Origin of the sequence: Alsobacter ponti (genome assembly GCF_024294805.1) — a bacterium.
GTDB lineage: Bacteria > Pseudomonadota > Alphaproteobacteria > Rhizobiales > Beijerinckiaceae > Alsobacter > Alsobacter ponti.
In genome coordinates, this window is the sequence record NZ_JANCLU010000025.1 from 22,018 (window position 1) to 47,693 (window position 25,676).

A 25,676-nucleotide genomic window follows, 5' to 3' on the forward strand; every position below is an offset into this window, starting at 1 on the left:
CGCGGCAGGCCGCGCGGCGCGCGGCCACGGCGAGAGACGAAGGAGATCGGCACGGACGCTGGAATCCCGCTCAGGTCTTCGGGCGGGCCGCCGGCGCGGGCGGGCTGAGCACGAGCGGCTTGCCGGAGCCCGAGGCGGCCTCGGTCTCGAGCTTCGCCTTGGCGGCCGGAGCCTTCGCGGTCGGCTTGGCGGAAGCCTTGGCCACAGCCTTGGCCGGAGTGCTGGCCGGAGCCTTGGCCGCGGCCTTGGTGGTCGTCGGGGCCGCAGGCTTCGCAACGGCCTTCCCGCTGCTCTTGGCGACGGGCGGCGCGAGCGCGGCCTTGGCCGGCATGGCGGGGACGGGCCCCGTCGCCGCGCGGGCGACCGGAACGGGGGCGACCTTGGCGGCGGCGGGCACCTGGCCGCGCAGCGGCAGGTTGGCGGCGGGCTTCAGCGTCAGCGGGCCGGCCGCGCCGCCCACCACCGGCGTCTGGGTTTCGTCGAGTTCGCTCTTGCCGCTGGCGTAGGCGGTGGCGGTCGCCGGCGGCTTGACGCCGCGCGGCGCGTTGGCCGCGAGCGGAGCCGTCGCGGAGCCGGGCGCGCGGCCCAGGAACACCGGAATCGGGTCCGACTCGGCGCGCGCGGCCAGCGAGCGCGGCCCCTTCGAGCCCATTACGCTGGCGAGGCCGCCGAGCTGCGGCACCGGGCCGAGCATGTTGAAGCCGTCGCCGACCGCCGCCTGCTGCCCCGCGGCGGTCTCCAGCTCCTCCTCGGAGGCGGGCGGGCCCTTGCGGCGCACGCAGACATCCTCGCGAACGTTCGGCGGCGCGGCCACCGACGAGTGCGGCAGCGCGTCGAGCGGCGTGCCGCCGAAAAAGCCGCCGCTCTGGTTGAAGCCCTTGTCGAGCAGCGCCGCCGCCTTGATGGTGCGGTCGGCCGCCGTCGGCTGGCCGAACACCACCGCGACGATGCGGCGGCCGTTGCGCGACGCCACGGCCACGAGGTTGAAGCCCGAGGCGCAGATGAACCCGGTCTTCATGCCCTCGATGCCGGGGTAGCGCCCCACCAGACCGTTGGTGTTGCGCATGATCTTCGGCCCGAGCTGGACGGCGCCGATGGAGAACAGGTCGGCGTGCTCGGGGAAGTCGAGCAGGATGGCGCGCGCCAGCAGGGCCATGTCGCGGGCGGAGGTCTGCTGCCCTTCGATGAACAGGCCATTCGGGTTGACGAAGCGGCTCTCACGCATGCCGATGGCGGCGGCCTCGCGGTTCATCATCTCCGCGAAGGCCTCGACCGAGCCGCCGACGCCCTCGGCAACCACGACAGCGATGTCGTTGGCCGACTTCACCAGCATCATCTTCAGGGCGTTGTCGAGGGTGATCTCGGTGCCCGGGCGCGCCCCGATCTTGGAAGGCGGGGCGGAGGCCGCGCGCGTCGACACCGGGATCGGCGTGTCGGGCGAGATCGCACCGGCGCGCATCTGCTTGAGCGCTACGTAGGCGGTCATCAGCTTGGTGACCGAGGCCGGATACCACGGCATCGTGGCGTCTTCCTGCATCAGCACGCGGCCGGATTCCACCTCGGCAACCACGTAGGGGGTCGCTGCGTTGGATGCGGCCGGGACGAGCGTCCCGATGAGGCACGCCCCCAGCGCGAGCAGGAACGGGCGAAGGAAGGATCGCGCGGCAGCGCGGTCGGAAGTCGTGCGGTCGGTCCAGTGGGTCATTCTCGAATCCGCTGTGCGCACGCCGAACACCCACCCGGAGCAGCGCCCCATTCCGGGCGGCAGGCCACGTCATTGGTAACTCGCGTCGCGCAGTTTGCCTAGCGTCGGGCAGGCTGGTAGTCACCGATCGTGGCGGCCATCGGGCAGACCGGCCGCCAACGACGCCTTCCGCCAGGATCTCCCGTGACCTTCGGCCTTTTCTGGATTCCGGCGACGCTGGTCGCCGCCGCCGCGCAGACCGCGCGCAACGCCATGCAGCGCAGCCTGACCGAGACCCTCGGCACGGTCGGGGCCAGCCAGGTGCGCTTCCTGTACGGCTTTCCCTTCGCGATTCTGTTCCTGGGGCTCGTCCTCGCCGCCGGCGGCGGCAAGCCGCTGCCGCCCACCGCGGCGTTCCTCGGCTTCGTCTGCGCCGGGGCGGTGACGCAGATCCTCGCCACCGTCTTGATGCTGGCGGCGATGCGCGAGCGCTCCTTCGCCGTCACCACGGCCTACATCAAGACCGAGCCGGTGCAGGTGGCCGTGTTCGGCCTCGCGGTGCTGGGCGACACGCTGACGCCGATGGCCGTCACGGCCATCGTGGTCGCCACGGCGGGCGTGGTGCTGATGGCGCTGAAGCCCGGTTCGCTGCGCGGCGAGGGGCTCGGCCTGCGCCCGGCCGCGTTCGGCGTCGTGGCCGGCGCGTTCTTCGCCCTGTCGGCGATCTTCTTTCGCGGCGCCATCCTCGATCTCGGCGAAGGCTCGTTCGTGCTGCGCTCGACCACGACGCTGGTGTGGTCGCTCGGCGTGCAGACGGCGATCCTGATGGCGTGGATGGCGGCGTTCGACCGCGGCGCGCTCGCCCGCAGCTTCCAGGCCTGGCGGCCGTCCCTGTTCGCGGGCTTCATGGGCGCGTTCGCCTCGCAGTTCTGGTTCATCGGCTTCTCGCTCACCAGCGCCGCCAACGTGCGGACGCTGGCGCTCGTCGAGGTGCTGTTCGCGCAGGCGGTGTCGCGCCGCCTGTTCGCGCAGTCGACCACGCCGCGTGAAGCGCTCGGGATGGCCCTCATCGTCGGCGGCGTCGTGCTGCTGCTGTGGGCTCATTGAGGCGGCTCGTCCGAACGGCGGAGCCGACCCCGCTTGCAGTCGGCCCGGGGAGACCCCACACTCCCGAGGTCTCGAGGAGCGCGCCATGACCGCCTGCATCGTGGGCTGGGCCCACACGCCGTTCGGAAAACAAGACGCCGAGAGCGTCGAAAGCCTCGTCGTCCGCGTCACCAACGAGGCGCTGGAGAACGCCGGGCTGGAGGCGTCCGAGGTGGACGAGATCGTGCTCGGCCATTTCAACGCCGGCTTCTCGGCGCAGGACTTCACCGCTTCGCTGGTGCTGCAGGCCGACCCCGCGCTGCGCTTCAAGCCGGCGACGCGCGTCGAGAACGCCTGCGCGACCGGCTCGGCGGCCGTCCACCAGGGCCTCAAGAGCATCGCGGCCAAGGCGGCGCGCACCGTGCTGGTGGTCGGCGTCGAGCAGATGACGACGACGCCCGGCCCGGAGATCGGCCGCAACCTGCTCAAGGCGTCCTACCTGCCCGAGGACGGCGACACGCCCGGTGGCTTCGCCGGCGTTTTCGGCCGCATCGCCGGCGGCTATTTCCAGCGCCACGGCGACCAGTCGGACGCCCTGGCCATGATCGCCGCCAAGAACCACCGAAACGGCGTCGCCAACCCCTACGCGCAGATGCGCAAGGACCTCGGCTACGAGTTCTGCCGGCGCGAGAGCGACAAGAACCCCTTCGTCGCCGGGCCGCTGAAGCGCACCGATTGCTCCCTGGTGTCGGACGGGGCGGCCGCCATCGTGCTCGCCGACATGGAGACCGCGACCCGCCACGAGCGCGCCATCGCCTTCCGGGCCGCCGCGCACGTGCAGGATTTCCTGCCGATGTCGAAGCGCGACATCCTCAAGTTCGAGGGCTGCGCCGAGGCGTGGCGACGCGCCCTGATGCAGGCCGGCGTGACGCTGGAGCACCTGTCCTTCGTCGAGACGCACGACTGCTTCACCATCGCCGAACTGATCGAGTACGAGGCGATGGGCCTGACGCCGGAGGGCCAGGGCGCTGTGGCGATCCGGGAGGGCTGGACCCAGAAGGACGGCAAGCTGCCGGTCAACCCGTCCGGCGGCCTCAAGGCCAAGGGCCACCCGATCGGCGCGACGGGCGTATCCATGCACGCGCTCACCGCCATGCAGCTGGCGGGCGAGGCCGGCGACATGCAGATCCCCGCCGCGACACTCGGCGGCATCTTCAACATGGGCGGCGCCGCCGTCGCGAACTACGTCAGCATCCTCGAACGGGTGAAATAAAGGCCGTCAGCCGGCGGCGGCGATGGCGGCGAGGAAGCTGCGGCCGTAGCGGGCGAGCTTGGCCTGGCCGACGCCCGGCACCGCCGCCAGCTCGTCGAGCGTTGCGGGGCGCAGGCGCGCCATCTCGATCAGCGTCGTGTCATGGAACACGACGTAGGGCGGCACGCCCTGCTCGCGCGCGATGCGCGTGCGCTCGGCCCGCAGCGCCTCGAACAGCGCGCCGGCTTCCCCCTCCGGCGCGGCGCGCGGGCGGCGCGGCCCCTCCGCGACGGGCTTGCGGTCGCGCCCGAAGCGCAGCGGCCGCTCTCCGCGCAGCACGTCGCGCGCGCCTTCGCCCAGCCGCAGGCCGCCATACTCCTCGTAGTCGACCTCGACGAGGCGCAACACGGTGAGCTGGCGGAATACCGAGCGCCAGGTCTTGGCGTCGATGTCCTTGCCGACGCCGAAGGTCGGCAGCCGGTCGTGCCCCGCCTTGACGACCTTTTCGGTCGCCTCGCCGCAAAGCACGTCGATGAGGTGGGCGACGCCGTAGCGTTGCCCGGTGCGATAGACGGCCGACAGCGCTTTCTGCCCCGCCACCGTGCCGTCCCAGGTGTCGACGGGGCTGAGGCAGGTGTCGCAATGGCCGCAGCCGCCCGGGTGCGCCTCGCCGAAATGGGCGAGCAGCGCCTGGCGGCGGCACGCGGCGGTTTCGCAGATGCCAAGCAGGGCGTCGAGCTTGGCGTGCTCCACGCGCTTGATCTCCGCAGCGACGTCGCGCTCGTCGATCATGCGGCGGCGCTGGGCGATGTCGGCCATGCCGTAGGTCATGAACGCCTCGGCGGGGAGGCCGTCGCGGCCGGCGCGGCCGGTTTCCTGGTAATAGGCCTCGACGCTGCTCGGCAGGTCGAGATGGGCGACGAAGCGCACGTCCGGCTTGTCGATGCCCATGCCGAAGGCGATCGTCGCGACGAGCACGAGGCCCTCCTCGCGCAGGAAGGCGTCCTGGTTCGCCTCGCGCACCGCGCGATCCAGCCCGGCATGGTAGGGCAGCGCGCGCACCCCGTGGGCGTTCAGCCAGGCCGCCGTCTCGTCCACCTTGTTGCGGCTCAGCCGGTAGACGATGCCGCTCTCGCCCGGTCGACCTTTGAGGAAGGACGCGAGTTGGCGGCTGGCGTCGGTCTTGGCGACGATGGTGTAGCGGATGTTCGGCCGGTCGAAGCTGGTGGCGAAGACCGGCGCGTCCTCCAGCCGCAGGCGCCAGCGCAGGTCTTCCTGCGTCTGCGGGTCCGCCGTGGCGGTGAGCGCGATGCGCGGCACGCCGGGGAAGCGCTCGGCGAGCACCGCGAGCTGGCCGTATTCCGGACGGAAATCGTGCCCCCACTGGCTGACGCAATGCGCCTCGTCGATGGCGAACAGCGCGATGCGGCAGCGCCCCAGCATGTCCATGAAGCCGCCGGAGACGAGGCGCTCGGGCGTGACGTAGAGCAGGTCCAGCTCGCCGGCCTGCAGCGCGGCGCGAATCGCCGCGAGGTCGGCCGCGTCGAGGCCGGAATGCATGGCGGCGGCGCGCACCCCCGCCTGGCGCAGCGCCTCCACCTGGTCGCGCATCAGCGCGATCAGCGGCGACACGACGATGCCGACGCCCTCGCGGCACAGCGCCGCGAGCTGGTAGCAGAGCGACTTGCCGGCCCCGGTGGGGAACAGCACCACCGCGTCGCCCCCCGCCACCACCTGCCGCACCACCTCCTCCTGCCGGCCGCGAAAGGCGCGGTGCCCGAACACGCGGTACAGCAGGTCGTCCGGATCGCGGGCCGGGTGCGGATCGGTCGCGCAGGCGGCGGCGGAGGCTGGCGGCATGGGGCTCGTGATTCGCGTGGACGGGACGGACCCTTGTCGGCCGGATCGCCCGCCTTCGCAACGCCGGCGTGCGCGTTGTCGGCCGGTTAACGGGGACGGTGCAGGATGGGCGCATGACCGCCCCGCCTCTCCTCGCCGCCGCGTGCGGCCTGCTCGCCCTCGCGCTCGCCGGCCCGGCGCGCGCCGACGGCGAACTCGCGGCCGATCCCTCGCAGCAGGCGTGCCCGGACGCCGGCTCCTTCGCCGTCGTGGACGATGCCGCGACGCCGCGGGCGCGGGCAGGCGAGCCACTGGTCGCCCGCTCGTGGAACCCGTGCGCCGACCTGCCGGACCCGAGGCCCGCGCCGCTGCTCGACGTCCAGATCGGCGTGTTCCCGAAACCCGACAAGGACTACGGGCCGCCGCCGAAACGGCGCTGAGCCGGAGGGTTCAGGCCCCGAAGCGCCGGAAGGCTGCCACCACGCCCTCGTAGACGGGCCGCTTGAACGGAATGATGAGGCCCGGAAGAGCCTCCATCCGCTCCCAGCGCCAGGCGTCGAACTCGGGCTTGTGGCCGCCGGCCGGCGCGGCGATGTCGATCTCGCTGTCCTCGCCCTCGAAGCGCAGCGCGAACCATTTCTGCTTCTGGCCGCGATAACGGCCCTTCCAGGCGATGCCGACGATCTCGGGAGGCAGGTCGTAGGTCAGCCAGCCCGCCGTCTCGCCCAGCTTCGACACGGAGGTGACGTTGGTCTCCTCCGCGAGCTCCCGCAGCGCCGCCGCGTAGGGGTCCTCGCCCTCGTCGATGCCGCCCTGCGGCATCTGCCAGGCGTGCGTCGCGTCGACGTGCTCGGGGCCCGCCTCCTTCTTGCGGCGTCCGACGAAGACGAGGCCGGCGCGGTTGATCAGCGCGACGCCGACGCAGGGGCGATAGGGCAGGTCCTCGGCGCGCGCGGCCGGCGCGCCCTTGCGATCCTTGGTCGACACGTCAGGTCCGTCCGGGCTTGAGGATGACGGCGCTGACGGGCACGAGCTGGAGCCCCTTGGCCTCCAGGGTCTGGGCCCACAGCGCAATGCGCTCCACGCTGAGCGGCAGCGGCGAGGCGACGGCGATGGCGGTTCCCTTGTCGCGGGCGATCGCCTCGAGCCGGGCGAGCTGCGCGTCGATGGCTGAGGCCTGCGCCGGCGCGTCGAGGGTCAGGTCGGCGCGGGCCGCCGGCGCCTTGGCGGCGGGGGCGAGCGTCGAAACCAGGCTGCGCGGAGAGGAGCCGTCGTCGAGGAAGGCGAGGCCGCGCGCGCCGATCTCGCGCAGCACCGGGGCCAAGGCCGCCTCGCTGGCGGTGAACTTCGCGCCCATCGCGTTCGACAGGCCGATATAGCCGGGGAAGCGCGCCATCACCCAGCGCAGCCGCTCCAGCGTCTCGTCCGGCGCGCCGGCGACGGTGAGCGTGTGCGGCCCGGGATCGCTAGCGGGATAGTCGAACGGCTCCATCGGCGTCTGCAGCAGCACCTCGTGGCCCTCGGCGCGGGCCCGCGCCACTTGCCGGTCGATCTCCGCCCCGTAGGGGGAGAAGCCGAGCGTCACCTCGCCCGGCAGGCGGGCGAGGGCATCGGCGGTGAGGCTGGCGCTGACGCCGAGCCCGTTCACCACCACGGCGATGCGGCCGGCCAGCTTGCCGGAGGCCGGCGGGGCCGGGCGGGCATAGACCTCCACCGGCCGCGCGCCGTCCGCGCCGACGCGGGGCAATGCGTAGGGGCCGACGCGCTCCACGAGGCGCGGGTCCGGCGCGGGAGCGAGCTTCACCTCGGCGGGGACGTGGATGACGACGCCCTGCGGCGCCTCTCCGCCGCCGCGGACGACGCTGACGCCGGACCGCGCTTCAAGCTCGGCGGCGGTGGTGCGGTCGGGCGAGCCGGAGCGCTCCGGCTGCGCCGGCGCGGCGGGCGCGGGCGCTGGCGTGGCCCTGCGCTCGACCCTGGCGACGGCGAAGGGCTCGCCCGCGAACGGATCCCGGTTGAGCGCCAGCCAGCCGGCGAGCAGCAGAAACAGGCCGGCGACGGCGAGCACGAAGACCTGCGAGGCGGCAAGGCCGAGCCGGCGCGGCTTGCGCGCGTTCGTCTCCAGTCCCAACGGCCGCGTGAGGTCGTTTTGCCCGAGCGTCACATCCAACTCGCTTGATGGCCGAGACTGCGGCCGAACATGATCAGGACAAGCACGGGCCGGCGAGTACGCTCCAGCCACCGCGAATCATAGCCGAAAACCAAGCCACCGTCGCGCGGCCATGGCAAGCGGCCAGGCTCGCGGTCGGCCCGCGAGGTCGCGAAACGACCGTTTCAAACGAAAACGGCGGAGCCTGGGGCTCCGCCGTCGTGACGTCTCGAATTCGCGCCGCTCAGTTGGGCGCGGTGGCGGGCGCCTTGGTCTGGCCCTGCTGGTCGGGGGCCTTGCCCTGGGCGTCGTTGACCTTGACGCCGCGCAGCAGGTCGTAGGCGAAGTTGAGCTGCTTGTCGTTGGCCGGATCCGGCGGCACGTAGGCCGAGGAGCCGCCCTGCTCGTCGTCGCCGTTCTTGAGGTGGCCCTTCAGCGCCGCCTCGCCCTTGGTTTCGTCCTTGCCCTTCAGCTCCGGCGGGACCTCGTTGACGACCTGCAGGTCGGGGTCGATGCCCTTGGCCTGGATCGAGCGGCCGGACGGCGTGTAGTAGCGCGCCGTGGTCAGGCGGATCGCGCCATTGCCGCCGAGCGGGATGATGGTCTGGACCGAGCCCTTGCCGAAGGACCGCGTGCCGACGATGGTGGCGCGCTTGTGGTCCTGCAGCGCGCCGGCGACGATCTCGGACGCTGAGGCCGAGCCGCCGTTGACGAGCACGACCACCGGCTTGCCCTTGGAGAGGTCGCCCGCGCGGGCGCTGTAGCGCTGGGTTTCGTCGGCGTTGCGGCCGCGCGTCGAGACGATCTCGCCCCGCTCCAGGAACGCGTCGGACACGGCGATCGCCTGGTCGAGCAGGCCGCCGGGGTTGTTGCGCAGGTCGAGCACGTAGCCCTTGAGCTTGTCGGCCGGGATGTCCTTGCCGATCTGGTCGAACGCCTTCTTCAGGTTCTCGAAGGTCTGCTCGTTGAACTGCGTGATGCGGATGTAGCCGACGTCGCTCTCGCTGCGCGAGCGCACCGAGCGGATGCGGATGACGTCGCGGGTCAGCTTGACCTCGACCGGGTCGGTCGAGCCTTTGCGGACGATCTTGAGCTTGACGGTGGAGTTGACCGCGCCGCGCATCTTCTCCACGGCCTGGTTCAGGGTCAGGCCCTGCACCGGCTCGTCGTCGATATGGGTGATGCTGTCGCCGGCCAGCACGCCGGCGCGCGAGGCGGGCGTGTCGTCGATCGGCGTCACCACCTTGATGACGCCCTCCTCCATGGTCACCTCGATGCCGAGGCCGCCGAACTCGCCGCGCGTCTGCACCTGCATGTCGCGGAAGCTCTTCGGGTCCATGTAGCTGGAGTGCGGGTCGAGGCCCGACAGCATGCCGTTGATGGCCGACTCGATCAGCTTCGACTCGTCGGGCTTCTCGACATAGTCCGAGCGGATCTTCTCGAACACGTCGCCGAACAGGTTGAGCTGGCGGTAGGTGTCGGACGCCGCGGCGACGGCCGAGGATGTCGACAGCAGCCGGCCTTGCGTCGCCAGAGTGGAGACGCCGGCGCCCATCGCCACGCCCAACATGAGAATCGATAGCTTGCGCATCATCCGCGGACTTTCTCGTTCGTCGAGGCCGCCCACCAGGGTGCGGGATCGATCGATACACCGTCTTTTCTGAACTCTACATAGAGCACCGGCTGGTTGGTGTCGCTACCCACCGATGCAGCCGTGGCCTGGGACGCTTCGCCCATCACCGCGACGGGCTCGCCCGCCAGGACGAACTGTCCCACGCCGACATTGATCCGATCCATGCCCGCCAGTAGCAGATAGTACCCGCCTCCGGCGTTGATGATCAAGAGTTGCCCGTAGGACCGGAAAGGCCCGGCGAAGGCTACCCAGCCGTCGCACGGCGCCGACACCACCGCCCCCGCGCGGGTGGCGTAGGCGTGGCCCTTGAGGGTGCCGCCGGTCGCGTCCACCGCGTTGAAGGCCTTGACCAAAACGCCGCTGACGGGCAGCGGCAGCAGGCCCTTGGCCTCCGAGAAGGCGATTTTGGGGGCCAGACGGGCCGGATCGCGGAACGCCAGAGCCGCGATTTTCTCGCGCGTGTCGCGCGCCTTGGCCTCGGCCTCGGCCGTTTTCGATTCGGCCTCGGCCCGCCTCGCCTCCTCGGCGGCGCGCGAGGACGCGTCGATCGAGCTCTCCAGCCGGCTGATCAAATCCTTGAGAGTTTGGGCCCTGGCGGCCAGTTCAGCGGCCCTGTCGGCCTCTTGCCGGGCCACCGCCTCGGCGCGGGCGAGGTCCGCCTGGCGCGCCTCGACCAGCGCCTCGACGCGGCGGCGGTCGTCGACCAGCGCCGCGACCTCGCGCCCGAGCGTGTCCCGCTCGGCAGCGGCGGCGGTCTTCAGCCGCACCAGTTCCGAAAGGTCGGAAGCCAGCGCCTCCGTCTCGGAGCGCAGCTCCGGCAGCACCGTGCCGAGCAGCATCGAGGCGCGAACCGCCTCCAGCATGTCCTCGGGCCGCACGAGAACGGCGGGCGGCGGGCTGCGGCCCATGCGCTGCAGCGCGGCCAGCACCTCGACGACGACGCCGCGCCGGCCTTCCAGCGACGACTTGATGGCCTGCTCGGTCATGCCGAACGTGGCGAGGCGCTGCTCGATGGCGGAAATCCGCGCCTCGGTGGAGCGCAGACGGCCCGTCGTGTCGATCAGTGCGGCATTCAGCCGCGCCCTGTCGCCGCGCAGCTCGGCCACCTCGGCATCGAGACGCGCCCGCGCCTCGCCGCTGCCCTGCAGGACACGCTGCGTCTCTTCCAGTTCGAGGGCGCGCGTCGCCTTTTCGGCCGCCCGCTCGGCGATTTCCTCCGGCGTCAGCGGCTTTTGCTTCTGCTGGGCGGCGGCCGGCGCGGCGGCGAGCGCCAGCGCGAGGCCGAGCGCCGCCAGCATCGGCGGTTTCGGCGGAAAGGAGCGCGGGCCGGCGGGGCGTGTCATGCGGGGTGTCTTCAAGCCCGATGATAGGGATGGCCGGACAGGATCGTCGTGGCCCGATAGAGCTGCTCGGCGACGACGATTCTGACAAGCTGGTGTGGCAAAGTCATGCGTCCGAACGACAACGTCTCGGCCGCTTGCGCCACGAGCGCGGGGTCGAGCCCGTCCGCGCCGCCGATCACGAAGGCCAGTGCGCGACAACCCTCGTCCCGCCGCCGCCCCAGTCGCTCCGCGAAGGCGTCGCTGGGCAGCGACGCGCCACGCTCGTCGAGCGCCACCAAAGTTGCGTCTCCGGCCCTCGCGCGAAGCGCGGCCGCTTCCTCGGCCTTCCTGTCGGCAGGGCGCGCGGCGCGGCTCTCCGGCAATTCGACGCTCTCGAAGCCGGTCAGGCCCAGCGTGCGCCCGCCGGCCCTGGCGCGATCGAGGTAGCGCGCGACGAGTTCCCGCTCCGGGCCGTCCTTGAGGCGGCCGACCGCCAGAACCGTGACGCGCACGCGGACAAAGCGCGCCGGTCAGGAGACCGCGCGCTCTCCCGGCCGGTCGCCACCCCACATCTTCTCCAGATTGTAGAAGTGGCGCACCTCGGGCCTGAACACGTGGACGATCACATCGCCCGCGTCGATCAGCACCCAATCGCAGTGTGGCATGCCCTCGACCTTGACGCCGTGCTGGCCGCTCTCCTTCAGCGCCTCGATGACGCGATCGGCGATCGAGGCGACGTGCCGGTTGGAGCGGCCCGACGTGATGATCATGGAATCAGCCAGGGAGGTCTTGCCCGTCAGGTCGATCACGACCGTGTCCTCGGCCTTGGCATCGTCGAGCGTGCCGAGAATGAGGGGCAGGGCGGCGCCGTCGTCCAGTTTCACCGAACCGGCGGCGGGGGGCGGAGTCTGTTCGACTTCGCGGAGACCAGGTCTCGTCAGCTTTCAGTCCTCATGAGCCGAGCGCGTGTCTGCGCCCATTCCCTATATAGACTGAAACCCGCCGAAGTTCCACTTCGGGACGCTTACCGATTCGGCAGGCCCAGTCCCCGCGCCCGCAGCGCGGTGGAGGAGAGCGGCGAGCGCGGCCCGTGCAGGAAGACCCAGGCGGGCGTCTTGTGACCGGGCAGAAGCCGCGCGTCGTTCTCGGCCAGCCGAAAGGCCGCGAGCGCGCGGGCCGCGGGCGCGCTGGCGGCGCGCAGCGTCGCGCCCGGCCGGTCGATCACGGCGATCGGCGTCAGCGCGGCGATCTCCCGCCAGCGCCGCCAGCGGTGGAAGCCGGCGAGGTTGTCCGCCCCCATCAGCCAGACGAATTGCACGCCCCGGCAGCGGCGCGACAGCCAGGCGAGCACGTCGACCGTGTAGATCGAGCCCAATTCCGCCTCGAATCCGGTGACGTCGATGCGCGGGTGGGCGGCGACCCGGCGCGCGGCCTCGATTCGCGCCTTTAGTGGCGGCAGGCCGGCATTGTCCTTCAGGGGATTTCCCGGAGTCACCAGCCACCAGACCCGGTCGAGCCCGAGCCGGCGCAGCGCCGTCTCGCTGACGAGGCGGTGCGCGGCGTGCGGCGGGTTGAAGCTGCCGCCGAGCAGGCCGATGCGCAGCCCCGGTGCGTGGCGCGGCAGGCGCGGAAGGCCGCTCGGCGGGCGGGCGATCATGGCGCGCGCGGGCCGGCGCGGCCGTCAGGGACGGATCTGGCCCGCGCCATGCACGCGGTACTTGAACGCGGTGAGCTGCTCGACCCCCACCGGGCCGCGCGCGTGCATGCGGCCGGTGGCGATGCCGATCTCGGCCCCGAAGCCGAACTCGCCGCCGTCGGCAAACTGCGTCGAGGCGTTGTGCAGCACGATGGCCGAGTCCACCTCGGCCAGGAACCGCGCCGCCGCCCCGTCGTCGGCGGTGACGATCGAATCGGTGTGGTGCGACCCGTAGGTTTCGACATGGGCGATCGCCGCGTCGAGGCCGTCCACCACCCGCACGGCGATGATCGCGTCCAGATATTCGGCGCGCCAGTCGTCCTCCGCGGCCGGCGTCACGCGCGGGTCGACGGCCTGGGTCGCGGCGTCGCCCCGCACGGCGCAGCCGGCGTCGAGCAGCGCCGTCACGAGCGGCTTCAGATGCGTCGCCGCGCAGGCGCGGTCGACCAGCAGCGTCTCGGCCGAGCCGCACACTCCGGTGCGGCGCAGCTTGGCGTTGAGCACGATGGCCCGCGCCATTTCGAGGTCGGCGGCGGCGTGGACGAACACGTGGCAAACGCCTTCCAGATGCGCGAACACCGGCACGCGCGCCTCGTCCTGCACGCGGGCGACAAGGCTCTTGCCGCCGCGCGGCACGATGACGTCGAGCTGTCCGTCGAGCCCGGCGAGCATCGCGCCGACGGCGGCCCGGTCGGCGGTCGGCACGAGCTGGATGGCGTCTTCGGGCAGGCCGGCTTCCGCCAGCCCGACGCGCAGCGCCTCGGCGATGGCGAGGGATGTGCGCAGGCTCTCCGAGCCGCAGCGCAGGATGGCGGCGTTGCCTGCCTTGAGGCACAGCGCCCCGGCGTCGGCGGTGACGTTCGGGCGGCTCTCGAAGATGACGCCGACCACGCCGAGCGGCGTGGCGACGCGCTCGAATTTCAGGCCGTTGGGCCGCTCCCAGGCGGCGAGCACCCGGCCGACGGGATCGGCCAGGGCCGCGACCTCCTCCAGCGCCACGGCCACCGCCTCGAGGCGGGCCGGATCGAGCCGCAGGCGGTCGAGAAACGCGCCCTTGACGCCCCGCGCCTGCGCGTCCGCGACGTCCCTGGCGTTGGCGGCGAGAATGGCGGCGGCCGAACCGCGCAGCGCGGCGGCGGCATGCCGCAAGGCAGCGTCCTTGGTGGCGGACGGGGCGTTGGCGAGGGCCCGCGCGGCGAGGCGCGCGCGCCGGCCGAGGTCCCGCATCACCGTCGCGACGTCCAGCGTCGCGCTCGCCTTGTCCAGCATGGTCGTCACGCCCGTTCCCTGTCGCGGTCCTGGTCGGCCGCGAGCGCCATGTCGTCCCTATGCACCATTTCGGCGCGCCCGGCATAGCCGAGAATGCCCTCGATATCGCGCGACGAGCGCCCGGCGATGCGCGCCGCGTGGTCGGAATCGTAGGCCACGAGGCCGCGGCCCAGCTCCTCGCCGTCCGCGGCGCGCAGCAGCACCGCGTCTCCCCGGCCGAACACGCCCTCGACACGGGCCACGCCCGCCGGCAGCAGGCTCTTGCCCGAGCGGATGGCTCGGGCAGCCCCGGCGTCGAGGTGCAGAACGCCCTTCGGCTCCAGCGAGCCGGCGATCCATTTCTTGCGCGCCGCCACGGGGTTGGAGGGCGTCAGGAACCACGTGCAGCGCGCGCCGGAGGCGATCGCCCCGAGCGGGTTTTTGACGCGGCCGTCGGCGATGACCATGTGGGTGCCGCCCGCCGTGGCGATCTTGGCGGCCTCGATCTTGGTGCGCATGCCGCCGCGCGAGAGCTCCGAGCCGGCGCCGCCGGCCATCGCCTCGATCTCGGCGGTGATGCGCGGCACCACCGGGATCAGCGTCGCGTTCGGGTCGGTCTGCGGGGGGGCCGTGTAGAGGCCGTCGATGTCCGACAGCAGCACCAGCAGGTCCGCGCCCGCCATGGTGGCGACGCGGGCCGCCAGCCGGTCGTTGTCGCCGTAGCGGATTTCGCTGGTCGCCACGGTGTCGTTCTCGTTCACGACCGGCACGGCGCGCAATTCGAGCAGCCGGCCCAGCGTGGCGCGCGCGTTGAGGTAGCGGCGGCGTTCCTCCGTGTCGCCGAGCGTCACCAGGATCTGCCCGGTGGTGATGCCCTGGTGTCCGAGCACCTCGGCCCAGCTGCGCGCCAGCGAAATCTGGCCGACCGCCGCGGCGGCCTGGTTCTCCTCCAGCCTCAGCGGGCCGCGCGGCATCTTCAGCACGGTGCGGCCCAGCGCGATGGCCCCCGAAGAGACGACGAGCACGTCGGCGCCGCGCGCGTGCAGCTGGCCGATGTCCTCGGCCAGCGCCGCCAGCCAGGCGTGCTTGAGCATGCCGCGCTTGTTGTCGACGAGCAGGCTGGAGCCCACCTTCACGACGATGCGGCGGAACTGGTCCAGCGACGGCGTCGCCGCCGCCAGCTTGCGCGCGGGCTCGCTCATGGACGCCACTCCCGCGCCTCGACCTCGGCCTCGACAGGCGCGCGCTCCGCGTCGATGACGCCGAGCAGGCGGCTCAGCACCGCCTCGACGCCCTGGCGGCTGGCGGACGAGAGCAGCAGCGGCTCCTGCCTGGCGGCGCGCTTGAGGCGCGCCTTCTGCTCCTTGAGCTGTTCGCCGGTGAGCGCGTCGATCTTCGACAGGGCGACGATCTCGGGCTTCTCGGCGAGGCCGTGGCCGTAGGCCTCGAGTTCCTGGCGGATGGTCTTGTACGCCTTGCCGGCGTGCTCGCTGGCGCCGTCGACCAGATGCAGCAGCACACGGCAACGCTCGACATGGCCGAGGAAGCGGTCGCCGAGGCCCTGGCCCTCGTGCGCGCCCTCGATGAGCCCGGGAATGTCGGCCAGCACGAACTCGCGCCCGTGCACGCGCACGACGCCGAGCCCCGGATGCAGCGTGGTGAAGGGATAGTCGGCGATCTTCGGACGAGCCGCCGTCACGGTGGCGAGGAAGGTGGACTTGCCGGCGTTGGGCAGGCCGACGAGGCCGGCGTCGGCGATCAGCTTGAGGCGCAGGATCAGCCAGCGCTCCTCGCCTTCCTGGCCCGGATTGGCCCGGCGCGGCGCGCGGTTGGTCGAGGTGGTGAAATGCAGGTTGCCGAAGCCGCCATTGCCGCCCTTGGCGATCAGCACGCGCTGGCCGATCTCGGTGAGGTCGGCGACCAGCGTCTCGCCGTCCTCGTCGAAGATCTGCGTGCCCTTGGGCACCTTGAGCACTACGTCCTCGCCCTTGCCGCCGGCGCGGTTGCGGCCCATGCCGTGCATGCCCGACTTGGCCTTGAAATGCTGCTGGTAGCGGTAGTCGATCAGCGTGTTGAGGCCTTCGACGCACTCCGCCCACACATCGCCGCCCCGGCCGCCGTCGCCGCCGTCGGGTCCGCCGAATTCGATGAACTTCTCACGCCGGAACGACACGGCGCCCGCGCCGCCGTTTCCCGAGCGAATGAAGATCTTGGCCTGGTCCAGAAATTTCATGGCCGAAGCTGTAGTGCATTTTCGCCACGAGTGGGACGGGTCTCGTCGAAAAAATCGCGCTCCGGTCAGGCGGCCCGGCGCAACGACAGGCTGAGCCGCCCCACCTCGAAGTAGCGCCACGACAGCGCCGTCTCGGCCGTCGCCTCGCCGGCGGACAGCAGCGTCAGCCGGTCGTCCACCCGCACGGTCCAGGACGGGCCGGCCGGCGTCGGCGTCCGCGCCAGGCAGGTCACGCGCACGATCCCGCCGCTCTCGCGCGCCCACGCCTCGCCGACAACGTCGTCGCCGGTGACGCGGTAGAGCCCCGCGCGGACACGCCGGAAACGCCAGGCCCGGCGCTCCGTCCGTCCGTCGGCGGACGCGATTTCCCGCGTCATCGCGAGCGTCGCCGCCCGGGCGTTCCACACGCCCCGGATCGACACGGTCACGGCATGGGACGAGCCGTCGCGCGGGTCCGTGAAGACGCCCTCGCCGGCCAGCCGGCCGCGCAGCACGTCCTCCAGCGCCAGGCGGCGGGGAGCCGCGAACGGCGACACGGGCGAAAGCGCCGCGCCGGCGAGCGCGGCCGCGCCGAGGGCGACATTGCGACGCGAGACGAGCATGACTTCTCCACAAACGGACGGCGCGCCCGCTCGAGAGCGGACGCGCGCGCCCCACCCTGCCGTTGTCCCGCAGGAAGACGGCGCGTTTGTGTTATGGCGCGGCGGCCTGCGCAGACCACCCCGACCGCAACAGCGGCGGCGCGCCGACCGCCGTCGGCCTCGGCGCGGCGAGCGAGGCCGCGACCAGCGCGTTCCGGTCGGCGCTCCACTGCCGGCGCGACAGCCGGAACCGGTCGACCGGAACGAGCACGCCCCGCGCCGCCGCCTCGCCGACGCCCGACTCGCGCCAGGCGAAGCCGAGCTTCTCCAGCACCGCGGCCGAGGCCGGATTGTCCGACATGACGGTCGCCGCGAGCGCGTCGGCGCTGGTCAGCAGGAAGGCGGCGTCGACGACGGCGCGGGCCGCCTCCGTCGCGAAGCCGCGTCCCCACAGCCCGGGATCGAAGTAGTAGCCGAGCATCGGGACGTCGACCGGGCTCTCGGGCGCGGGACGCGTCACCGAGATCGCGCCGATCGGGCGCCGGTCGCCGCGCGCCAGAGTCGCCACGAGGTTCAGCGCCTCGCCGCGGCAGTTCTGCTCGCGGGCGCGCAGCACGAAGGCGTGCGCCTCCCCGTCGGGATAGCGGTGGGGGATGCGCGCCGTCATCTCGGCCACCTCGCGGCGGCCGGCGATGCGGGCGAGGTCCGCGGCGTCGCTGGCGCGCGGCCAGCGCAGCCAGAGCCGGGACGTCTCGAGCCTGAAAACGTCGTCGCGTGCGATATCGGGAAACATGACCGAGCCTCCGATCCGGGAGAGGGGATCACATGCGAACGTGACCCTGGAATGACGAAGGGGAGGTGGTCTCCCACCTCCCCCGCCCTCCCCGAGGGGAGGATTTCCGGACCTGTAGAGCGTCGATCGGGACTGGTGATCGAGACTTGGGTCCGCCGGGTTCCGTGGGAGCCGGCGGAGGTCCTTCGTCTCGACCTACGCCGTCATTCTGCTGCTTCTTGGGCTCGTACGACCACGAAGGTGCGGTCGTTCGATTTGTTCTGGAACTCGACCGTGCCGGTCGTAAGGGCGAAGAGCGTATGGTCCTTGCCCATGCCGACATTGGCGCCCGGGTGCATCTTCGTGCCGCGCTGGCGGACGATGATGTTGCCGGCCACGACGCGCTCGCCGCCGAACTTCTTCACGCCGAGACGGCGGCCGGCCGAGTCGCGACCGTTGCGGGACGAACCGCCTGCTTTCTTGTGAGCCATGATCCTGCTCCGATACCTGTGCGGGCCTCAGCCCGTTGCATTCCGTTGGCGGCCCTCGCGGGCCTCGCGATTACGCCTCGGCGCCGGCCTCGGCGGCCGGCTTCTTGGCGCGGCTGCGCTTGGGGGCCTCGGCGGGCTCGCCGGCGGCGGCCTTGGCGGCCGGCTTGGCGCCGTCGGTCAGGATCTCGGTGATCCGCACGACGGTGAGCTCCTGGCGGTGGCCCTTCTTGCGCTTCGAGTTCTGGCGGCGGCGCTTGACGAAGTTGATCGTCTTCTTGCCGCGCGTCTGGCTGACGATCTCGCCGGCCACGGTGGCGCCCGCCACGGTGGGAGCGCCGAGCTCCGTCGCGCCGTCGCGCGAGAGCATGAGCACCTGGTCGAACGACACGGCGTCGCCTTCCTGGGCCGGCAGCTTCTCGATCGTGATCACGTCCTGGGCGGCGACCCGGTACTGCTTGCCGCCGGTCTTGATGACTGCGAACATCTTTATGTCTCTCGTGTTCGATCCGTCCTGCCCGCCGGTCCGTCGAATGACGGGAAGCGGGCGGCCGTCTTTTTGTTGCAGTTTGCACCCGGCGGACCGGATGACGCCCCCGGAGTTCGGTCCGGGGCGAAGCCCCGGGGCGTCGCCCCAAAGACAAGCGCGCCGGCCGAGAGCCCGCGCGCGAAGCCGGTTACCTACCGAAGCGGGCCGTCCGTGTCAATGTCGCGCTCGCGTCGCGGCCCGGCCGGCGCGAAACCGTGCTCGGCGAGCGCCTCGCGGATGCGCACGTGGGGCGTTAAATCCAGCTCGTCGGGGCGCACGCCGAGGCTGGCCAGCCGCGCCGCCACCTCGTCCCGCAGATTGGCGATGCGCAGCGCCACGCCGCGCGCCCGCAGCGTACGCGCCAGCGCCTTCAGCGAGGCGGCCGCGGTGAGGTCGGTGGTCGTCACCGGCGAGAAGTCCAGCACCAGCAGGCGCGCGTCCGGGGTCCGCTCCACCGCCTCCAGCAAGGCCCGCCGCGCCGCCTCGGCGTTGACGTAGATGAAGGGCTGGTCCGGGCGCAGCACCACGGCTCCGGGCGCGGTCTCGGCGTGGGGCCGGTTGGCCAGGCTGACGAAGCCGCCCGTCTCGGGGTCCCGCCCGAGCTCGGCGATGGACGGCAGCGTCAGCCGCGCGATGATCAGCGCCAACGACGCCACCGCCGCGACCAGCACGCCGTTGAGCACGCCGAGACTCAGCACGCCGAGCATCGCCATGACGGCGATCGCCAGCTCCTCGCGCGCCGACGCGCCGAGGCGCCGCATGTCGTCGAAGCCGACCAGGTGGCGCGCCGCCACCAGCACCAGCGCCGCCAGCACCGGCTCCGGAAGCCCGCCGAGCACGTCGGCGAACATCACCAGCACGACGAGGATGGCGGCCGAGTTGACCAGCAGCGCCACCGGCGAGGTGGCGCCCCCGAGGTCGTTCACCGCCGTCTGCGACAGGCCGCCGGACACCGGGTAGCCCCGCACCAGACCGGCCCCGAGATTGGCCGCGCCGATGCCGAGCAGTTCGCGATCGGGATCGAACGGCGCGCCCTCGCGAGCGGCGAAGCTGCGCGCGGTCGAGCTCGTCTCGACGAAGCCGAGGAAGAAGCACGCCAGCGCCAGGGGCAGCAGGGCGGCGATGTCGTCGGGCCGGACGGCGGGCAGGCCGAACGGCGGCAGGCCCTGCGCAATGGTGCCCCCCGTCGCCACGCCGTGACCGGGCAGGTCCAGCCACCGGCTGGCGGCCAGCGCCAGCCCCACGACGATCAGCGTGGTCGGGCGGCGCGGCAGCAGCCGCTCGAGCAGCAGGAACAGCGCCAGCGCGGCGAGCCCCACCGCGAGCGAAGGCCAGTGCAGGTTCGGAAGCTGCGTCCACAGCGCGGCGAGCCGGGGGAAGAACGTCTCCCCGCCGGACGTCACGCCGAACAGCTTGGGCAGCTGCGTCGAGGCGATGTAGAGCGCCGCCCCGGTCTTGAAGCCAAGCAGGATGGTGTCGGAGATGAAGGCGGAGAGCTGCGCGGCCCGCAGCAGCCACGCCGCCAGGCATACCGCCGCGACGAGCATGGCCGTTGCCGCCGCCAGCGCCGCGTAGCGGTCCGGGTCGCCGGCCGCGAGACCGGCCAGAGCCGTCGGCAGCAGCACCGACAGCGCCGAGGTGGGGCCGACCGCCAGCCGCGGCGAGGCTCCGAACAGCGCGTAGCCGACGCCCGCGCCCACATAGGCGTAAAGGCCGGTGACGGGCGAAAGTCCGGCCAGCGTCGCGTAGGCGATGGATTCGGGGATGCAGAAGGCGGCGAGCGCCAGGCCCGCCGGGACGTCGGCCCGCAGACGGCTCGCGTCGTAGCCCCGCGTCCATGCGAGCAGGCTCGCGGGGCGAATCCACGACATCAGCGGCATTCCCGGCTCTCCGGCCGCCACCTTAACCGCCGCGCCCGCGCTGTCCACCCTCGCCGGGGGGGTGTTCGAGGGAACCGGGCGGCGGGCGGCGACTTACCAACTGGCAACCGGAGGGCGAGCGATGCACGGGCACGGGGGGCGCGGGGACGGCGGCTTCGGCGACGGACGCGACGACCCGCTCGACGCCGTCGTGGTCGGCGGCGGCCCGGCTGGGCTGACCGCCGCGATCTATCTGGCCCGGTTCCGCCGCCGCTTCCTGCTGGCCGACGCCGGACAGAGCCGGGCGCGCTGGATCCCGCGCACCCACAACCACCCCGGATTTCCGGACGGCATCGTTGGCGAGCGCCTGCTCGAGCGCATGCGCGAGCAGCTCGCCGCGCACGGCCACGACCCCGTGTCCGGGTCGGTCGCGGCGGTGAGCCGGAGCGCCGACGGCCTGTTCGCCGTGACGCTCGGCGAGCGGCGCGTGCGGGCCCGGCACCTCCTCATCGCCACCGGCGTCGTCGACGTCGAGCCGCCCCTGGCCGACACCATGGACGCGGTGCGCCAGGGTCTCGTGCGGCTGTGCCCGATCTGCGACGGCTTCGAGATCATCGACCGGAAGGTCGCCGTGCTGGGGCGTGGGCCGAAAGGGCTCGGCGAGGCGCTCTTCATTCGCACCTACACGGGCGACCTGACGCTGGTGACGCTGGGCGAGGCTCTGGACGCGCCACCCGAGGACCGCGAGCGCATGCAAGCCGCCGGCATCCGGCTCGTCGAGACCAGCCTGCGGACGGTCGAGACCCGCGACGGCCGGGTCGCCCGGCTCGTCTTCGACGACGGCGACGAGGCGGAATTCGACGCCATTTATTCGGCGCTGGGCATCCAGCCGCGCTCTGAGCTTGCCGCCCTGCTCGGCCTCCACATGCACGAGGACGGGCGAATCGTCACCGACCCGCATCAGCGCACCTCGGTGGAGGGCTGCTACGCGGCGGGCGACATCGTGACCGGGCTCAACCAGCTCGGCGTCGCCATGGCGCAGGCGGAAATCGCCGCGGTCGACATCCACAACCGCCTGCGCGCCCGCGACGGCCTGGCGCTCGCGCCCTGACCGGCGCGGCGGCTCGCGACGCGGGTTCAAACCGGCCGAATTCCGGCGCGGACGCGCTTGTGGAACCGCCGCCCCCATGCTATTGCCCCGCCCGCAACCACGACCCGCCTGGGTCACCGCGGAGAGGTGGCAGAGTGGTTGAATGCACCGCACTCGAAATGCGGCATAGGGGCAACCCTATCGGGAGTTCGAATCTCCCCCTCTCCGCCACTCATCCCTGAAATCTGCGATCTTCCCAGCCCGGAAGTCGGAACGCCTGGAAAGGCCTGAACGGCCGCCGCGCTGGCCGGACGAGGCGAGAGCATCGCGTGCGTCACGGAGGCGAAAGCGGTTCTAGAAAAGTGCGGTCGGCCGCCGCTTGCCAAAGCGCTTCCTTGCGCTTCATGAGGACCCCACCCGCGAACACGGCCGTGACGGCGATGCCGAGGCTCACAAGGCCAATCGGGCCAAGGTAGCGGTGGATCTCTTCGCCGAGCAGGTAGGCGGCGGAGCCGACGGCGCTGGCCCAAACGGCCGCTCCCGCGAAATTGGCAAGCAGGAAGCGTGGCCATTCCATCCGGTTGGCCCCGGCGAGGAAAGCCGCCAACGTCCTCAAAAGAGCGACGAACCGCCCCCAGAACACGATCTTCGTCCCATGCCGGAGGAACAGGTACTTGCCCAGGCGCAAGCGCGCCTCGGTGATGCGGATGGCGGGCCCGAACCGGACCAGCAATGGGTATCCGAGTTTCGCTCCCAGCCAGAACCCGACATTATCGCCCATGGCCGCGCCGACCGCGGCGGCGACGATCACGCTCTCGATCGAGAGGCGATGCGTGACGCCCGCGTAAATGGCCCCCGATACGAGCGCCGTCTCGCCGGGCATGGGAATCCCGATGCTCTCCAGCCCTATGATCAGCGCGATCGCAACGTAGCCGTAGCTCGAAATCCAAAACGGGATTTCGCTCGCCCACGACATCAGGGCGCGTTGTCCCCGTCCCCCGCCCGTCTCGGGAACACGCGGGGCGACAGACGCAGCGCGCGCAGCGTCCCCTCGTAGACAGGCTCGGCCAGCGGCATGATCCAGCGCCGTACCGGCTCGACGATGAGCACGGAAAGCCCTCCAAACAGCGATGCGACAAGGGCGGACGCCAGCATGTCGACAGGGAAATGCACGCCCAGGAAGATGCGCGACCAGGCGACCAGCACGCCCAAGCCGCTGATGAACTTTCCCCAGCCGGGCGCGGCGCGGGTCGCAATCAGCGCGAACCCCACGGTCAGCATGAACGTGGTGTGATCGCTCGGAAACGAGTTCTCGGGCGCATGGTCCAACAGTGTTCGCCCCAACCCCACCATGAACGGGCGCGGCTCGTACCAGAGAAGGCCGACGATCTGGTTTGAGACCAGCGCCAGCGCGGCCGCAACGCCGGTTGCGGCGAGGGCGCTTCTGCGCGCCGGAGCGCCCCATACCCACAGGACGACAAGCAAGAGCGCGGCCGCGAAGACCAGCCCAGTGGCAAGAACCTCAGCGATCAGGACCGTGATCGGCCAAGCGCGTTCGGAGGCATTGATCAGCAGGAAAAGATGGTCGTTGACCGCCAGCATGGCTCGTTGTTCTTCGAAGTCGATTTTTCAGTGTCACTCCACAATCGGCCGGATTCGAGGCTGCCGCTTGGTCCGGAGCAGCATCGGCTCCACGGCAGAACGTCTGGGCATCGCGCCTGGATCCCCGCGATGGACTCGCCGGCCCGACCTTCTGACAGGCGCGCGCCCGTCAGCTCGGCGCCCGTTCGCGCGGGTCGAATGCTGGTGACCCGCCTGCAGGCGGGGCGAGCGCTCTACGCCGGCATCGGCGCGAGGTGGCCGGTGGCGGGCGTGGCGCCGATGAGCCGACGGTACTCGGCCTCGGCCTCCCCGTAGCTCGCCCCGGCGATGGCGATGAGCTTCGCGCGGTCGCGGATGGTGACGAGCCCGCGGCTGCCGCGCACGGCCTGCGCCCCCTCGAGTTCGTGCATGGCCAGGGTGATGCTTGCGCGCCGGACGGACAGCATGGTCGACAGCATGTCGTGCGTCAGCGCGATGTCGCCGCCGGGCAGGCGGTCGTGCGCCATCAGCAGCCAGCGGGCGAGGCGCGCCTCGACATTGAACGCGGCGTTGGCGAAGGCGGTGGCGGCGAACTGCGCCGCGGCGCAATGGGCCAGCCTCAGCACCAGCGCGTGGACGGCCTCGCTCGACGCCATCAGCGCGCGCACCGAGGCGGCGGAGACGCGCAGCGCCTCGACCTGCGTCTGCGCGACGTAGCGATGCAGCGTGTCATCGGCGTCCAGCAGCGCCGGAAGACCGACCAGCCCCTCCCAGCCGATCATGCCGACTTCCGCGGCGAGCCCGGGCGCCGCCTCGCGCATCACGGAGACCATGCCGCTCTCGACGAACAGGACGCATTCGTGCCCCGCCGGCCCGCAGTCGACGCTTTCGCGCTTGCGGAAGGCGACGCGCTCGGCGTTCGCCAACAGCAGCCCGCGCTCGCGCTCGGGGAGAACCCGGAGAAGAAGGTTATGTACGCCGCCGGTCAACTCTCATCCTCGGATCGCCAGCGGCACCGCCGCCTGCGCATTGCGGTCGAAGCGATCCGCGCACGATTCGGCTTCGGCGCGAAAATAATAAACTTTCGGCGGCACCTTGAACATTGCCAGTACGAAAACGAACACAGCGCGGCACGGACTGAAATCGTCCGGCGGCGCAGTAATCCGAGGCCGAAAGCACGCTCAATGGCCAACTAGACGCGACCACGACCCCTAAAAACCGCTCAAAAAGTGGCGGAATGCTGTCTTTCGTCGACCACGACGGGCCCGCAAGGCCTCACGGCGGCGTGCGGGCCGGCGGAGTGCGGGCGCTGTGCGTCACCGGCTGCCATTCGAGCGCGCAACCGCCCGGCGGCGGCGACGGCAGGTTGGGCGCGCCCGCGCCGCACACGAGTTGCCACGAGCGGCCCGTCTGGCGGTCGAACATCAGCCAGATCGGCCCGGACGCGCCGAACGGCCCGGAGGTAATCTCGTAGCGATCCGTCGCCGGTTCGCTCTGCGCCAGCCCGCGCGCAACCTGGGATTGCGGCAACATTCCGGTTAGCAAGGGGATCGCGAGCAATGCCGCCATGAGCGCGCGGCGATAGGCCGGGCCCCGGCGAATCGGTTCCCCTGTCAGCTTCGGGGCCATCTCCCGCTCGCGCGTGGGCATGGAACCGAAAGGCGTGCCGCCGCGTTGGTGTTTCCGGTCCGTGCAGGGGGTTTCCATGCGTCGTTTCATCGTAGCACCGTCGATGGCCAGGCTGATCCGCCGGGAAAGGGGGAGCGTCCGCGTCGTCGAAGGCTATTTCCCGACGCAGCAATCGCGCAACTCGCACGTGCGGCTGGAGGGAGACGAAGGCCAGCTGATCCTCACCGGACAGGACGATGCCGGACAGACCGTCGAGGAAGTCACCGTGGTGCCGCGCAAGCCGGCCGAGGCGCTTCTCGACGTGTGCGCCGGCCGTCTGGACATCGAGCGCACCTCGCTCGCGGTCGGCGGCAAGGAACTGCGCTTCGAGCGCATCGCCGGCAACGGCCGCAGCATCGACATCGCCAGCGTCGACGCCGAGGGCGACTTCGTGGCCCCGCCGTGGCTGGGTCGCGAGGTTGGCGCGGAACGCGCCTTCAACAACCGCGCCCTGGCGCTGGAGGGAATCCCGCCCGTCGAGACGCCGATCTCGGACGCGGCGCTCACGGCGCTGATCGACACACTGGAGAACCGTTTCGGCGCGATGTTCGAGCCCGCGCGTCCCGCCGAGCCGCAGCGCCGGCCGGTCGAGCCGCAGCAGCGCCAGCCGGAACCGCCGCAGCGCGCGCCCGCGCCGCCGCCGCCTCCCGCCGCCCAGCAGGCCGCCGCCGCCCAGCGCCCCGCGCCGCCGGTTCGGCAGGACGCGCCCGCCCAGTCGCCGGCCACACCGCGCGAGCCGGCCGCCGCCGCCCGCCGGGCGCCCGAGCCCCAGGCCGAGACGCCTGCCCAAGCCGAGCCCGCCGCCGCGCAGGACCAGACCCCGTCGAAGCGCATGGAGACCATCATCCAGGGCCTCTCGAAGGTGCTGCGCGAGCCCGGCCTGCCGGCCGAGGGCGAGGCGATCGTCGAGCTGGACCGCTGGGGCGGCCGCCGCCGCTGAGCGCGGCCGACCGGCCCTGAAACAGC

The 25,676-nt window shown here is 71.9% G+C and carries 26 protein-coding genes and 1 tRNA gene; 6 read left to right on the forward strand and 21 right to left on the reverse strand.

What is annotated here, in order from left to right:
* Positions 1-70: 70 nt before the first annotated feature.
* Positions 71-1,705, reverse strand: coding sequence for a serine hydrolase (locus NK718_RS19345; RefSeq protein ID WP_254745693.1), 1,635 nt, complete (start codon positions 1,703-1,705; stop codon positions 71-73).
* A 183-nt stretch (positions 1,706-1,888) separates the two neighbouring features.
* Here NK718_RS19345 and NK718_RS19350 point away from each other — a divergent pair, with 183 nt between their 5' ends.
* Positions 1,889-2,791: a DMT family transporter gene (locus NK718_RS19350; protein ID WP_254745695.1), complete on the forward strand. Its 903-nt coding sequence runs from the start codon at positions 1,889-1,891 to the stop codon at positions 2,789-2,791.
* Between the two features lie 85 nt (positions 2,792-2,876).
* Positions 2,877-4,043 (forward strand): acetyl-CoA acetyltransferase, encoded by a 1,167-nt coding sequence (locus tag NK718_RS19355; protein WP_254745698.1) that lies wholly within the window; start codon positions 2,877-2,879, stop codon positions 4,041-4,043.
* A 6-nt stretch (positions 4,044-4,049) separates the two neighbouring features.
* Here NK718_RS19355 and recQ read toward each other — a convergent pair whose 3' ends face one another.
* The gene (recQ, locus tag NK718_RS19360) at positions 4,050-5,882 is read right to left on the reverse strand and encodes a DNA helicase RecQ (protein ID WP_254745701.1); all 1,833 of its coding nucleotides are present in this window, start codon (positions 5,880-5,882) and stop codon (positions 4,050-4,052) included.
* A 113-nt stretch (positions 5,883-5,995) separates the two neighbouring features.
* Between recQ and NK718_RS19365 the strand changes: the two genes are divergently transcribed.
* The gene (locus NK718_RS19365) at positions 5,996-6,301 is read left to right on the forward strand and encodes a hypothetical protein (RefSeq protein ID WP_254745703.1); all 306 of its coding nucleotides are present in this window, start codon (positions 5,996-5,998) and stop codon (positions 6,299-6,301) included.
* A gap of 10 nt (positions 6,302-6,311) precedes the next feature.
* On the opposite strand, the gene NK718_RS19370 is transcribed toward NK718_RS19365, so the two are convergent.
* The 15 genes from NK718_RS19370 to NK718_RS19440 form a co-directional block, all read right to left on the reverse strand.
* On the reverse strand, positions 6,312-6,848 hold the full coding sequence (locus NK718_RS19370; protein ID WP_254745705.1) for an RNA pyrophosphohydrolase: 537 nt from the start codon (positions 6,846-6,848) through the stop codon (positions 6,312-6,314).
* Between the two features lies 1 nt (position 6,849).
* The gene (locus NK718_RS19375; protein WP_254745706.1) at positions 6,850-8,025 is read right to left on the reverse strand and encodes a divergent polysaccharide deacetylase family protein; all 1,176 of its coding nucleotides are present in this window, start codon (positions 8,023-8,025) and stop codon (positions 6,850-6,852) included.
* 229 nt (positions 8,026-8,254) lie between these two features.
* Complete coding sequence (locus NK718_RS19380) at positions 8,255-9,601, reverse strand: S41 family peptidase (protein ID WP_254745756.1); 1,347 nt, start codon at positions 9,599-9,601, stop codon at positions 8,255-8,257.
* Positions 9,601-10,986 carry a murein hydrolase activator EnvC family protein gene (locus NK718_RS19385; RefSeq protein ID WP_254745707.1) on the reverse strand — a complete coding sequence of 462 codons (1,386 nt, stop codon included), beginning with the start codon at positions 10,984-10,986 and terminating at the stop codon, positions 9,601-9,603. The genes NK718_RS19380 and NK718_RS19385 overlap by 1 nt, the downstream gene beginning before the upstream one ends.
* Before the next feature lie 11 nt (positions 10,987-10,997).
* Positions 10,998-11,477: a 23S rRNA (pseudouridine(1915)-N(3))-methyltransferase RlmH gene (rlmH, locus tag NK718_RS19390; RefSeq protein ID WP_254745708.1), complete on the reverse strand. Its 480-nt coding sequence runs from the start codon at positions 11,475-11,477 to the stop codon at positions 10,998-11,000.
* An 18-nt stretch (positions 11,478-11,495) separates the two neighbouring features.
* Positions 11,496-11,849, reverse strand: coding sequence for a ribosome silencing factor (gene rsfS, locus NK718_RS19395; RefSeq protein WP_254745709.1), 354 nt, complete (start codon positions 11,847-11,849; stop codon positions 11,496-11,498).
* 140 nt (positions 11,850-11,989) lie between these two features.
* Positions 11,990-12,622: a nicotinate-nucleotide adenylyltransferase gene (locus tag NK718_RS19400; protein ID WP_254745711.1), complete on the reverse strand. Its 633-nt coding sequence runs from the start codon at positions 12,620-12,622 to the stop codon at positions 11,990-11,992.
* A gap of 24 nt (positions 12,623-12,646) precedes the next feature.
* On the reverse strand, positions 12,647-13,930 hold the full coding sequence (locus NK718_RS19405) for a glutamate-5-semialdehyde dehydrogenase (protein ID WP_254745758.1): 1,284 nt from the start codon (positions 13,928-13,930) through the stop codon (positions 12,647-12,649).
* Between the two features lie 5 nt (positions 13,931-13,935).
* Entirely contained in the window at positions 13,936-15,111 is a 1,176-nt protein-coding gene (gene proB / locus NK718_RS19410; protein ID WP_254745714.1) for a glutamate 5-kinase, read from the reverse strand.
* The gene (gene obgE / locus NK718_RS19415; RefSeq protein WP_254745717.1) at positions 15,108-16,142 is read right to left on the reverse strand and encodes a GTPase ObgE; all 1,035 of its coding nucleotides are present in this window, start codon (positions 16,140-16,142) and stop codon (positions 15,108-15,110) included. Before obgE ends, proB begins: the two co-directional genes overlap by 4 nt.
* Before the next feature lie 65 nt (positions 16,143-16,207).
* Positions 16,208-16,744 (reverse strand): DUF3833 family protein, encoded by a 537-nt coding sequence (locus NK718_RS19420; protein ID WP_254745719.1) that lies wholly within the window; start codon positions 16,742-16,744, stop codon positions 16,208-16,210.
* Between the two features lie 91 nt (positions 16,745-16,835).
* On the reverse strand, positions 16,836-17,516 hold the full coding sequence (locus NK718_RS19425; protein ID WP_254745721.1) for a GNAT family N-acetyltransferase: 681 nt from the start codon (positions 17,514-17,516) through the stop codon (positions 16,836-16,838).
* 203 nt (positions 17,517-17,719) lie between these two features.
* Positions 17,720-17,986, reverse strand: coding sequence for a 50S ribosomal protein L27 (gene rpmA, locus NK718_RS19430; protein ID WP_254745723.1), 267 nt, complete (start codon positions 17,984-17,986; stop codon positions 17,720-17,722).
* A 70-nt stretch (positions 17,987-18,056) separates the two neighbouring features.
* Positions 18,057-18,470 (reverse strand): 50S ribosomal protein L21, encoded by a 414-nt coding sequence (rplU, locus tag NK718_RS19435; RefSeq protein WP_254745725.1) that lies wholly within the window; start codon positions 18,468-18,470, stop codon positions 18,057-18,059.
* Positions 18,471-18,664: 194 nt separating this feature from the next.
* The gene (locus NK718_RS19440; RefSeq protein ID WP_254745727.1) at positions 18,665-20,392 is read right to left on the reverse strand and encodes a SulP family inorganic anion transporter; all 1,728 of its coding nucleotides are present in this window, start codon (positions 20,390-20,392) and stop codon (positions 18,665-18,667) included.
* A 121-nt stretch (positions 20,393-20,513) separates the two neighbouring features.
* On the opposite strand from NK718_RS19440, the gene NK718_RS19445 reads away from it, so the two are divergent.
* Entirely contained in the window at positions 20,514-21,482 is a 969-nt protein-coding gene (locus NK718_RS19445; protein ID WP_254745730.1) for an NAD(P)/FAD-dependent oxidoreductase, read from the forward strand.
* 120 nt (positions 21,483-21,602) lie between these two features.
* Positions 21,603-21,692 (forward strand) — tRNA-Ser (locus NK718_RS19450).
* Between the two features lie 103 nt (positions 21,693-21,795).
* Here the strand turns inward: NK718_RS19450 and NK718_RS19455 are convergent.
* From NK718_RS19455 to NK718_RS19470, 4 genes are all read right to left on the reverse strand, one after another.
* Complete coding sequence (locus NK718_RS19455) at positions 21,796-22,437, reverse strand: DedA family protein (protein ID WP_254745732.1); 642 nt, start codon at positions 22,435-22,437, stop codon at positions 21,796-21,798.
* Positions 22,437-23,063 carry an undecaprenyl-diphosphatase gene (locus tag NK718_RS19460; RefSeq protein ID WP_254745734.1) on the reverse strand — a complete coding sequence of 209 codons (627 nt, stop codon included), beginning with the start codon at positions 23,061-23,063 and terminating at the stop codon, positions 22,437-22,439. Before NK718_RS19460 ends, NK718_RS19455 begins: the two co-directional genes overlap by 1 nt.
* A gap of 233 nt (positions 23,064-23,296) precedes the next feature.
* Positions 23,297-24,031: a Crp/Fnr family transcriptional regulator gene (locus tag NK718_RS19465; protein ID WP_254745736.1), complete on the reverse strand. Its 735-nt coding sequence runs from the start codon at positions 24,029-24,031 to the stop codon at positions 23,297-23,299.
* A 286-nt stretch (positions 24,032-24,317) separates the two neighbouring features.
* Positions 24,318-24,671 (reverse strand): hypothetical protein, encoded by a 354-nt coding sequence (locus NK718_RS19470; RefSeq protein WP_254745738.1) that lies wholly within the window; start codon positions 24,669-24,671, stop codon positions 24,318-24,320.
* Positions 24,672-24,747: 76 nt separating this feature from the next.
* Here NK718_RS19470 and NK718_RS19475 point away from each other — a divergent pair, with 76 nt between their 5' ends.
* Positions 24,748-25,650: a CYTH domain-containing protein gene (locus tag NK718_RS19475; RefSeq protein ID WP_254745740.1), complete on the forward strand. Its 903-nt coding sequence runs from the start codon at positions 24,748-24,750 to the stop codon at positions 25,648-25,650.
* Positions 25,651-25,676 lie beyond the last annotated feature (26 nt).

Excerpts from the sequence above, each read along its gene's own strand:
- NK718_RS19345 (WP_254745693.1), bottom strand. The coding sequence starts at position 1,705 with ATGACCCACTGGACCGACCGCACGACTTCCGACCGCGCTGCCGCGCGA.
- NK718_RS19355 (WP_254745698.1), top strand. The coding sequence starts at position 2,877 with ATGACCGCCTGCATCGTGGGCTGGGCCCACACGCCGTTCGGAAAACAA.
- recQ (WP_254745701.1), bottom strand. The coding sequence starts at position 5,882 with ATGCCGCCAGCCTCCGCCGCCGCCTGCGCGACCGATCCGCACCCGGCC.
- NK718_RS19365 (WP_254745703.1), top strand. The coding sequence starts at position 5,996 with ATGACCGCCCCGCCTCTCCTCGCCGCCGCGTGCGGCCTGCTCGCCCTC.
- NK718_RS19380 (WP_254745756.1), bottom strand. The coding sequence starts at position 9,601 with ATGCGCAAGCTATCGATTCTCATGTTGGGCGTGGCGATGGGCGCCGGC.
- NK718_RS19385 (WP_254745707.1), bottom strand. The coding sequence starts at position 10,986 with ATGACACGCCCCGCCGGCCCGCGCTCCTTTCCGCCGAAACCGCCGATG.
- NK718_RS19400 (WP_254745711.1), bottom strand. The coding sequence starts at position 12,622 with ATGATCGCCCGCCCGCCGAGCGGCCTTCCGCGCCTGCCGCGCCACGCA.
- NK718_RS19405 (WP_254745758.1), bottom strand. The coding sequence starts at position 13,930 with ATGCTGGACAAGGCGAGCGCGACGCTGGACGTCGCGACGGTGATGCGG.
- proB (WP_254745714.1), bottom strand. The coding sequence starts at position 15,111 with ATGAGCGAGCCCGCGCGCAAGCTGGCGGCGGCGACGCCGTCGCTGGAC.
- obgE (WP_254745717.1), bottom strand. The coding sequence starts at position 16,142 with ATGAAATTTCTGGACCAGGCCAAGATCTTCATTCGCTCGGGAAACGGC.
- NK718_RS19420 (WP_254745719.1), bottom strand. The coding sequence starts at position 16,744 with ATGCTCGTCTCGCGTCGCAATGTCGCCCTCGGCGCGGCCGCGCTCGCC.
- NK718_RS19425 (WP_254745721.1), bottom strand. The coding sequence starts at position 17,516 with ATGTTTCCCGATATCGCACGCGACGACGTTTTCAGGCTCGAGACGTCC.
- rpmA (WP_254745723.1), bottom strand. The coding sequence starts at position 17,986 with ATGGCTCACAAGAAAGCAGGCGGTTCGTCCCGCAACGGTCGCGACTCG.
- rplU (WP_254745725.1), bottom strand. The coding sequence starts at position 18,470 with ATGTTCGCAGTCATCAAGACCGGCGGCAAGCAGTACCGGGTCGCCGCC.
- NK718_RS19440 (WP_254745727.1), bottom strand. The coding sequence starts at position 20,392 with ATGCCGCTGATGTCGTGGATTCGCCCCGCGAGCCTGCTCGCATGGACG.
- NK718_RS19445 (WP_254745730.1), top strand. The coding sequence starts at position 20,514 with ATGCACGGGCACGGGGGGCGCGGGGACGGCGGCTTCGGCGACGGACGC.
- NK718_RS19455 (WP_254745732.1), bottom strand. The coding sequence starts at position 22,437 with ATGTCGTGGGCGAGCGAAATCCCGTTTTGGATTTCGAGCTACGGCTAC.
- NK718_RS19460 (WP_254745734.1), bottom strand. The coding sequence starts at position 23,063 with ATGCTGGCGGTCAACGACCATCTTTTCCTGCTGATCAATGCCTCCGAA.
- NK718_RS19470 (WP_254745738.1), bottom strand. The coding sequence starts at position 24,671 with ATGGCCCCGAAGCTGACAGGGGAACCGATTCGCCGGGGCCCGGCCTAT.
- NK718_RS19475 (WP_254745740.1), top strand. The coding sequence starts at position 24,748 with ATGCGTCGTTTCATCGTAGCACCGTCGATGGCCAGGCTGATCCGCCGG.